Annotated in this window: 12 protein-coding genes and 1 pseudogene; 12 read left to right on the plus strand and 1 reads right to left on the minus strand. The window is 51.9% G+C overall.

Annotation, left to right across the window (positions count from 1 at the left end):
* The coding region (locus L691_RS0116300) for a LamB/YcsF family protein (RefSeq protein WP_025691513.1) at positions 1–338 on the plus strand (338 nt) is incomplete at its 5' end.
* Between the two features lie 3 nt (positions 339–341).
* On the opposite strand, the gene L691_RS0116305 is transcribed toward L691_RS0116300, so the two are convergent.
* A complete protein-coding gene (locus L691_RS0116305; RefSeq protein ID WP_025691514.1) occupies positions 342–1,079 on the minus strand; it encodes a spermidine synthase in 738 nt (245 codons plus the stop codon).
* Positions 1,080–1,242: 163 nt separating this feature from the next.
* On the opposite strand from L691_RS0116305, the gene L691_RS32885 reads away from it, so the two are divergent.
* The 11 genes and pseudogenes from L691_RS32885 to L691_RS0116360 all read left to right on the plus strand — a co-directional run bounded on the left by L691_RS32885 (position 1,243) and on the right by L691_RS0116360 (position 8,157).
* Positions 1,243–1,416 carry a hypothetical protein gene (locus L691_RS32885; RefSeq protein ID WP_198023056.1) on the plus strand — a complete coding sequence of 58 codons (174 nt, stop codon included), beginning with the start codon at positions 1,243–1,245 and terminating at the stop codon, positions 1,414–1,416.
* 156 nt (positions 1,417–1,572) lie between these two features.
* Positions 1,573–1,758 (plus strand): hypothetical protein, encoded by a 186-nt coding sequence (locus L691_RS0116315; RefSeq protein WP_025691515.1) that lies wholly within the window; start codon positions 1,573–1,575, stop codon positions 1,756–1,758.
* Positions 1,759–1,922: 164 nt separating this feature from the next.
* The gene (locus tag L691_RS0116320; RefSeq protein ID WP_025691516.1) at positions 1,923–2,267 is read left to right on the plus strand and encodes a hypothetical protein; all 345 of its coding nucleotides are present in this window, start codon (positions 1,923–1,925) and stop codon (positions 2,265–2,267) included.
* A gap of 108 nt (positions 2,268–2,375) precedes the next feature.
* On the plus strand, positions 2,376–2,687 hold the full coding sequence (locus L691_RS29140) for a vWA domain-containing protein (protein ID WP_156934255.1): 312 nt from the start codon (positions 2,376–2,378) through the stop codon (positions 2,685–2,687).
* A gap of 97 nt (positions 2,688–2,784) precedes the next feature.
* Positions 2,785–3,469: pseudogene (locus L691_RS31395) on the plus strand (IS5 family transposase); the annotation flags it as partial.
* Positions 3,470–3,665: 196 nt separating this feature from the next.
* The gene (locus tag L691_RS29150; protein ID WP_156934257.1) at positions 3,666–4,247 is read left to right on the plus strand and encodes a putative ABC transporter permease; all 582 of its coding nucleotides are present in this window, start codon (positions 3,666–3,668) and stop codon (positions 4,245–4,247) included.
* A 189-nt stretch (positions 4,248–4,436) separates the two neighbouring features.
* Complete coding sequence (locus tag L691_RS0116340) at positions 4,437–5,231, plus strand: lipid II flippase Amj family protein (protein WP_025691519.1); 795 nt, start codon at positions 4,437–4,439, stop codon at positions 5,229–5,231.
* A gap of 34 nt (positions 5,232–5,265) precedes the next feature.
* Positions 5,266–6,123: an SDR family oxidoreductase gene (locus L691_RS0116345; protein ID WP_025691520.1), complete on the plus strand. Its 858-nt coding sequence runs from the start codon at positions 5,266–5,268 to the stop codon at positions 6,121–6,123.
* A gap of 72 nt (positions 6,124–6,195) precedes the next feature.
* The gene (locus L691_RS0116350) at positions 6,196–6,597 is read left to right on the plus strand and encodes a DUF4265 domain-containing protein (protein ID WP_025691521.1); all 402 of its coding nucleotides are present in this window, start codon (positions 6,196–6,198) and stop codon (positions 6,595–6,597) included.
* 16 nt (positions 6,598–6,613) lie between these two features.
* On the plus strand, positions 6,614–7,126 hold the full coding sequence (gene lepB, locus L691_RS0116355) for a signal peptidase I (RefSeq protein ID WP_025691522.1): 513 nt from the start codon (positions 6,614–6,616) through the stop codon (positions 7,124–7,126).
* A 122-nt stretch (positions 7,127–7,248) separates the two neighbouring features.
* Positions 7,249–8,157: a DMT family transporter gene (locus L691_RS0116360; protein ID WP_269634862.1), complete on the plus strand. Its 909-nt coding sequence runs from the start codon at positions 7,249–7,251 to the stop codon at positions 8,155–8,157.
* The last annotated feature ends 280 nt before the right edge of the window (positions 8,158–8,437 follow it).

The following is an 8,437-nucleotide window of genomic DNA, read 5'->3' on the forward strand; positions in this document are numbered from 1 at the left end:
TGCTGTACGGCCTGGCCGGAAGTGAGCTGCTTGCCGCCGGCCGCGAGGCGGGACTGTCAACGGCCAGCGAAGTATTCGCCGACCGGACCTATCAGCGTGACGGGTCGCTGACGCCGAGACGCCAGCCGGGCGCGGTCATTACCGACATAGATCAGTCGGTCCGCCAAGTAATCCGCATGGTAAAGGAAGGTACGGTTGCCGCTATAGACGGCACGGTAGTTCCGCTTGAAGCGGAGACGGTATGCATCCATGGAGACGGGGCCGGGGCGGCCGCTTTTGCCGCCGAACTGCGCCGCCGGCTGAAAGCGGAGGGGATTGCGGTGAAGGCGAAGCGATAGCTTTTAGTCCGTCAGGATATGCCCCGGAGGGAGCGCCGTTCCGGTAAAGCCCGCCATCTGGCGGGCTTTGAAGCCGATGGGCCTTAAGCTGCCGGCGAGAATCATATTTTTCAAGCTGGCGGAGCCTTTTTCGGGGAGAATGAACGATTCCGTATGGGGAAATACCGAAGTGAGTGTCATGTAAACCGCCTGGATCAGCCGGTCATTTCCGCCTTTTCCCGTCAGGTTCATCAGCATCATTCCGCCGGGATTCAGCTTCGTTCTGACCAGGCGAAAGAACTCCTGCGAGATCAAATGCCGGGGCGTGCCCTTGTCGCTGAATGCGTCAAGAACGATATAATCGAAAGCCCCGTCCTGCTCTAGTTCAAGCGTTCGGCGTCCGTCGCCGATCCTCACCGAATCCCCGCTGTATCCGAAATACGTTCTGCTGATTTCCGCAATCTGAGGGCTGACCTCGGCGGTTATCATTTTTTTGCCGGATAAATGGCCGGAAATCGTCCCGACCCCATGCCCGATGATGAATACGTCCTCAAATGCCGGGTTGTTCCACTCCATCAAATGAAGGATGGCTCTCGGATACTCGAACATGATCCGCTCAGGGCGATTCAAGTCCACCGCTCCCTGAACCGCTTCCTCCGAAAATTGCAGCAGCCGGAAGCACCCTTTTTCGCCGTCCCATTCATCCGTATCGTACACCTCAATATCATGCCCATCTCCGCGCGTCTTATAAAGCAGCTTCAATCTTCCCGTCCCCTTGCCGTCCTTTTTCTATTCATGATAAGGGATAACGGCCGTGAATCAAAGTACCCGCAACAGAGAACATTTAGGATGTTTGTAAAAGGCATCATCGGGTAACTATAACTATGAGGCAAATAAGTAAAACTTTAAGAAGGAGGAGATAAGCATGGCCGATCAAATCCAAAACGAAGCGGACATCCGCAACCGGGAAAATAAGGCTGGAGACTCGCTCGCCGAGATCAAGAAGATGGAAAACGGGGTAGATATCGAACCCGAAGCGGACGAGTGGGAATCCAAACCGGCTCCAACCGCCCATCCTGACCCTGTGCCGAAAAAATAAAAATTTTAAGAAAAATGGGCTTTTCTTTGGAACAGCCTGTTTTTTTATGCCTGCTCCTCTTGTATACTGTAAGTACATACCGGAATTTCCAACCTGTTGTTTGGCGGCGCACTTTCTTGATCTGTAACCCATTTTGCCTTAGGGAGGAAAATGCAAATGCGTGATCGGAATCGAAACGCCCGTTACCGGCAGAAACGGCAGGATGTTCTTGCCGGAGTCGTTCTTGAGAAGAAGTATGGTCCTTATTATGGAGTCCACAGCGAGATGAAGCTGGAAACCCTCCGAAAGCTGAGTGACAGCCCGCTCCAGTCTCCATCGCTTAAAGAGCAGTATCCCAAATAACGATGCGGTGCATGCAGGCCGTATATTCGGGCATAACCTTCAGGGGTGTGCCTTTTTTTGTTGCTTCTGTCAGGCCCTTTGATTAGTAAATATCTGTTGTCGCCTCTCCGCAGATTGTGATATATTTATCGACAAATTCTGCAGGGGAGAGGAAGTCGGACAGCATGAGCCTTATCAATCAGTTCCATTCCATGGGGTTAAGGACGAAATTAATGCTTCTGCTCTTGATCATCACGATATTGCCTCTCGGGCTGCTTGGGATGTTCTCGTACCGCAAGGCTTCCACGGAAATTCAGATCAAAGCGTACGAAATTATATTGGAGAACCTGTCTCAGGTTAATCATAGCTTGACCGACTTTGTGCAGGATATTGAGCAATTATCCATGTACATATACAGCAATGAGGAGATACAGGAGATATTATCCAAATCATCATCCCGGAGCGTGGCCGAGAAATATGAGGATGAGCAGACGGTGAATGGGATTTTAAAGAGCTGCCCTAATCCTTAGGCTATTTGGATGAGTGATGCAGCCGGGACGGATTATATATTGGACAGGGGAAGCAAAGATCAATTATGGGAAACAGTCAAACCCGTAATTGCTGCTAACAAGTAGAAAATGAATACGCCCGAAGGGTACTCCGTACTTAACGGGATGGCTGAGGCGGAGCAGTTCTTCGAATATGGAAGAATCAACCGGATTAGGCTGCAAAGCCTGCTGCTTGTGTCGGACGGCCTGTTCTATCCGGATGAGGGCGATACTGCGGATGAAGATGCGGTAAAGTCGTTGGTCCATCAGGTCTCGAAGAATGGTCTCACCCGTTACGCGGAATGGCTGCTGCAAATAGAGCGGGAAGACGCCGAATGCATTCGCTATCCCCGGTTTAAGGTATCCGACGACAAGACCGGCATTTATATCCGGTTGAGATAAATGACGGTTCGCAGTACACGTGCACCCTCTCGTAAAGCCCTGCTTAGGGTGTGTCTTCAAACTATCAAATTACTCCAAAACATGGTAAACTGCTCATATGAGAAGACGATACGAACTGCACGACGACCAATGGGAAAAAATCAAAGATCTCTTACCGCCTGAACGGAAGCCGCAAGGCGGGCGCCCGGCCAAAGACAACCGACACATGCTGAATGCGATGCTTTGGGTGGTCCGCTGCGGAGCGCCTTGGCGGGATTTGCCTGACTATTATGGACCCTGGAAATCGGTGTACACCCGGTTCCGCCGATGGGAAAAGTCGGGCCTCTTTGATCAGATGCTGAACGTGCTCGCTGCCGAGCCCGATACCGAAAGCGTCATGAATGATGCCTCCATTGTCCGTGTCCACCAGCACGGCGCGGGGCAAAAGGGGGCAGCAATTTCAGGCCATCGGGAGGTCTCGAGGAGGCTTAACCTCCAAGATTCACGCCGTCGTTGACGCGCTCGGCAACCCGCTGAAATACGAGGTGACCGCAGGCAATATCAATGATTGCGTGGCCGGGTACGAAATCCTGCAGACCCTGGATGTTGAAGGCAAGAACGTCATGGCAGACCGCGGCTACGACACGAATAAAATCATGACCCTGCTGGAAGAGAAGCACGCTCATGTGGTCATTCCGAGTCGCAAGCATCGAATGGTTCAACGTCCTACCGACTGGTTTAATGAGCGTCATTTGGTTGAATGCTTATTCAATAAACTCAAACATAACCGCCGACTGGCTACCCGCTATGACAAATTGGCCGTTACCTTTACGGCTTTTTTACACCTGGCTTCGGCTATATCTGGTTGGCTTAAGATTTGAAGACACGCCCTAGCGGGGCTAATTTTGTGAGTATATTCCCGTCTCCCGGATGGCATACTATGCCCGATTTGCAAGAAAAATCGGATATTCCATCGGACAGGAAGGCGGGAACTTTAGCATGTCGGGATTGTTGTCTTGGGGCCGGGAGGCGGCCCACAGTGTGCCGGGAGAATATTTTTTTTATTTTATCGTCTATTCGATATTGGGCTGGTTTATAGAGGGGATGTATAATTGGTACAGCGTCGGGACGTTCCGTAAAGAGGGGCTGATGAAAGGGCCGTACAAACCGATGTACGGCTTCGCTCCACTGCTGCTGCTGGCTTTTGGCGGTACTGCCATGCCGCTGCCGTTGTTTCTAGCCGCGACATTTGCCGTACCGTCGGCTGTGGAATATGTCACCGGGGCACTGCTGAAGCTCCTGTTCCGCCGCCGGTGGTGGGATTACTCGGGCCAACCGCATCAAATTGGCGGGCATATCTGTCTGCTGTTCTCTCTCTACTGGTGGGGATTATCGGTTGTATGCCTTATTGCCGTTCACCCGCTGATGATTCGTCTATACTCGCTAACGGCGGATATCTGGAGTGTGCTGCTCCCTATGGTTGTCCTTGGCTTTGCCGCCGATCTTGCCCTGACCTTCCGCATTCGCCGCAGGGAAGCGGCATTGCCGATGCTTGGGGATGAGACTGGCGGATCGTACTGACTTGATCAATTAGCTTTCGTTGCAAAAGTTTAACAGGCGGTTCCATTACCAGTGGACCGTCTGTTATTTTTTTTTGCCAAAGACTTGGCGGCTTCTGTGTGTTAGAATGTTGGATGGATGATATACCCAATCATGGAAAACTCCGCGAATATCCGCGGGTAGTCGATCGGAGCCTTGGGAGGAACACGGATGGCCGGAAGTCTGCTTGTCGCTTTTCTGCTTACGATGATTATACATACCGCCGAGACGCTGTCGTATTCGGTCCGGTACGCCGGAGTAAAATTGAATAAAATCGCGATCTCGCTGTCTCTCACCGGTATTATAGTACTGGTATCCCGGACGGCTAATCTGATTCAGGCTCCGCTGACAGCCAGGTTTGTGGATGTGGCAAAGCACGATTCAAGCTTTCCCCTGGAGAATTTTTTAAGGATTATCCTGCTGGGAGGTTCGCTCGGAACGCTGATCGCCATCGGACTGTTTCCCACATTTATTGGACTGTTTGCGCGCATCATTTCCAAGCTGGAGATCCAAGGATCCATACCTAAGCTGCTGGCGAGCGTCACCATCGGACAATTGAAAAATACCCGCAAATATGTCAGACGGCCGAAAATCCGGCTGTACTATTTCCGGTATCTGGATGTTCCGAAACGGTTGATCGTGCTGAATATTTTCGTTACGGCCTTTTATACAGTGGGGGTCATGTCGTCACTGTTCGCGGCCCATCTCATTCCGAAGTACAGCACGACCGCTTCCCAGGCCTCGGGGATCATTAATGGGATGGCGACGATCCTGCTCACGATCTTCATCGACCCGCAGCTCGGGCTGATTACCGACAAGGCGACGGCCAGCGAGGAACACCGCAGACGGCTGGGTAAGGTATATGTACTGCTCATGGGCTCCCGGTTTCTGGGCACGCTGCTCGGTCAGCTCGTTCTCGTTCCCGCCGCCTATCTGATCAGCATGATTGTTAGATTGATAGTGTGATAGGCCGATAAAGTGAGATAAAGGAGAGGATGCATTGACTCAATCGGAGAACCGGGGCATTGAAGCCGTTGCCCTCGTCACGGGGGCTTCCAGCGGCTTCGGAATGCTGACGGTGGTAAAGCTGGCGGAGCGGGGATTCAGGGTCATTGCAACCATGCGCGAGCCGTCGAGGAAGGAAGAGCTGGAGCGGCGGGCGGAGCGCTCCGGTATCCTTGACCGCCTGCATGTGATGCGGATGGATGTGACCGACGCCGCCGCGATTGAAGAGACAGTGCAGGCTGTGCTGACCGCTTACGGCAGGATCGACGTGCTGGTCAATAATGCCGGTTATGCGGCGGGCGGCTTTGTGGAAGAGGTGCCGATGGAGGAGTGGCGCCGGCAGCTGGAGACGAACTTTTTCGGCCTGGTCGCGGTAACGAAGGCGGTTCTTCCACAGATGAGGGAGCGGCGGACAGGGATCATTATCAATATCGGCAGCGTCAGCGGTCTGGCCGCTTTTCCCGGCTTTGGACCTTACGCGGCTTCCAAGTTCGCCATCGAGGGCTTCAGCGAGAGCCTGCGGCATGAAATGTCGCCTTTTGGAGTGAAGATCGTTCTGCTGGAGCCGGGGGAATACCGTACGCCCATCTGGAACAAGGGGCTGTCGCAGATTAGCACCTCGGATGGATCTCCGTACCAAGCGCATCTGGATGCGGTGCTAGGGTATGCGCGCAAGGCTGCGGATACGGCGCCTAATCCACAGGAAGTGGCCGATCTGATCGGCCGCATAGTACGGATGCGCTCGCCACGCCTGCGCTACGTGCTTGGCAGAGGCTCCCGGCTGCTGATTGGAGGCAGGAATCTGCTGCCTTGGAGCTGGTTCGAGCGAATCGTCGCCCGGGCGCTGAAATAATGGCAGGTTTGAATTTTGCCGTATAGTAGTCTATTGTAAAGCTAGGTACATAACAGTGATTGGAGGCAACCGATGCCTGATTTTATGGAGTTCCAGCTTTGTTTCGATGAAGCGGGACGCGAAATTGAAATTCTCGATGTAACCCGCATCGGCGAGAATGAATATCGGATCGAAGAGACGCCTGTATTCAGACCGGACTTGTCCTTGGGAGACATCATCAAAGTGAAAGAAGAACGCGGCGTCTATTACTACGTGGAAACCGTGCGGAAATCGGACTACGCGAAAATGGTAAGGCTGCTCAGCCGGGAAGCCGCATATTCGCCCGAGCTTGCTGCATTCAAGGAGCGGGTGCTGAAATGCGGCGGGAAATGGGAGACCGTATTTGGCGGAGTGCTTCTCATTCACATTCCGAAAGAAGCGGGGAAACCCTTGAAGGCTGAACTTGAAAAGATTGCCCGTACATACGGAATTTGAATGGAGGTTATTAAAAGTGAATAAACTCACCAAACTGGTTAAAGACTGGGTGCCGACCCTTCTAATTGCGATTGTCCTGTCATTGCTGGTTCGCAGCTATGTCGCCGAAGCGATGAGAGTTCCGACGGAATCGATGGATCCGACCATTCAGGTAGGAGACAGGGTAATTGTGGAAAAAATGCTATGGGCTACATCGCTGAAGCATGGAGACATCGTCGTGTTCCATCCTCCCATCGCTGGCGAGACGAAGCTGTTTGTCAAGCGGCTGATCGGACTGCCGGGAGATATTGTACAGATTAAGGATGGCGCGCTGTACCGAAACGGGGCCAAGGTAGACGAAACATACCTTGCCGTTAAGATGGATTACTCCTTCGGACCGGTTACGGTCCCGAAAGATCATTATTTTTTCCTGGGGGACAACCGGAATATTAGCTACGACGCGCATTTATGGGACACGCCCTTTGTCGCGAAGGATAAGCTGATCGGCAAAGTCGTACTGGAGATTCCCCTTCATAAGCTGCGGGATTGACTTTATTAAATTAGTAGAGTAAACATTATAAGAGTGGACTAATCCTGTCTCTGTGTGAGATGGGATTTTTTATAGAGAGGAAGAGTACATCAATGAAAATGACAAAACCCATGGCAAATATAATGCTATTATTCATTTCCTTGCTCTGGGGCTCGGGGTTTGTGGTAACCAGAATCGCGCTCACCGCCAACGCTTCCGCAGGATTCATCAACTTTTTTCGAGGCTTTCTCTTTGCGCTGCTCGTACTTATTTTCTTCAATAAGAAAGTTTTTAACATGACCTTTAGGGATTTTAAAATAGGCTTGATTGCCGGATTGCTCAACTTTGGCGGATTCCTTACGCAAACGATTGGCGTCAAGTATACCACTCCATCGAATAACGCGTTTATTTCGGCCACGTATGTCGTCTTGATCCCTTTCATAGCCTGGGCCATTTACCGAAAACCGCTCCGGCTCAAAAGCTTCATCTCCATCTCGCTATGCATGCTGGGCATGGGCATACTGACAGGAGTATGGAACAAAGCGTTGACGGTAAATATTGGCGACATCTACTCTTTGGTTTGCGCGGTGTTTTATGCCGGCTCGATTGTATATCTCGGTTACGGGGCAAGAGCGGCGGATGTGAGTATTGTAGCTTTTATGCTGGCTGCGGTGCAGGGCGCCGGCGGATTGATTTTTTTCCTGTATGCGGAGACGGAGCGGATTGCCGATATCAATTGGTCCGCCGCTCTTATCCCTTTGCTGTATGTAAGTATCCTGTGTTCCTTTGTCGCGCAGACGATTCAAATCACAGCCCAAAAGCATACCTCTGCGACATCTGCCGGACTAATTATGATGCTTGAAGGCGTTTTTGGCAGCGTCTTTTCCGTTGCTTTTGGATTTGAGGCATTTACGGTTAATCTGTTTATTGGCGGAACGCTGATTATGCTTTCTCTTATTCTTATGGAAGCCGATTTTCAGCAGTTGCGGGTCAAGATTCTTGGCAGCGCCAAAGGCCGAATGACAAAGGCGGAGCGCAGGAGGGCCGGGTAATTGGATTTGGATGGCACCTGATCATGTAAAAAAAGAGATGTACAACAAGCCTGCCCCTAAATATGGGAGCAGGTTTGTTGTTTATGAAGCGTGATAACCGGCAATTCAGCGGTTCATTTAGGACACCTTCACCAGCACCCGGCCGCGTGTGTTCGATTTCAAAATATCGGCGAGCGTCTGCGGGAGTTCCCCCAGCGTGATCTCACGGTCGACAAGGACTTCCAGATCCGCAGGCTTCAGGTCGCCAGCCATCCGTTCCCATACCTTGAGCCGCAGGTCG

Origin of the sequence: Paenibacillus zanthoxyli JH29 (assembly GCF_000520715.1) — a bacterium.
In the GTDB taxonomy this organism is placed as follows: Bacteria; Bacillota; Bacilli; order Paenibacillales; family Paenibacillaceae; genus Paenibacillus_AQ; species Paenibacillus_AQ zanthoxyli.

Bases quoted from the DNA above. Each gene is read 5' to 3' on its own strand.
- L691_RS32885 (WP_198023056.1), top strand. From the start codon at position 1,243: ATGGCCGATCAAATCCAAAACGAAGCGGACATCCGCAACCGGGAAAAT.
- L691_RS0116315 (WP_025691515.1), top strand. From the start codon at position 1,573: ATGCGTGATCGGAATCGAAACGCCCGTTACCGGCAGAAACGGCAGGAT.
- L691_RS0116320 (WP_025691516.1), top strand. From the start codon at position 1,923: ATGAGCCTTATCAATCAGTTCCATTCCATGGGGTTAAGGACGAAATTA.
- L691_RS29140 (WP_156934255.1), top strand. From the start codon at position 2,376: ATGAATACGCCCGAAGGGTACTCCGTACTTAACGGGATGGCTGAGGCG.
- L691_RS29150 (WP_156934257.1), top strand. From the start codon at position 3,666: ATGTCGGGATTGTTGTCTTGGGGCCGGGAGGCGGCCCACAGTGTGCCG.
- L691_RS0116340 (WP_025691519.1), top strand. From the start codon at position 4,437: ATGGCCGGAAGTCTGCTTGTCGCTTTTCTGCTTACGATGATTATACAT.
- L691_RS0116350 (WP_025691521.1), top strand. From the start codon at position 6,196: ATGCCTGATTTTATGGAGTTCCAGCTTTGTTTCGATGAAGCGGGACGC.
- L691_RS0116360 (WP_269634862.1), top strand. From the start codon at position 7,249: ATGCTATTATTCATTTCCTTGCTCTGGGGCTCGGGGTTTGTGGTAACC.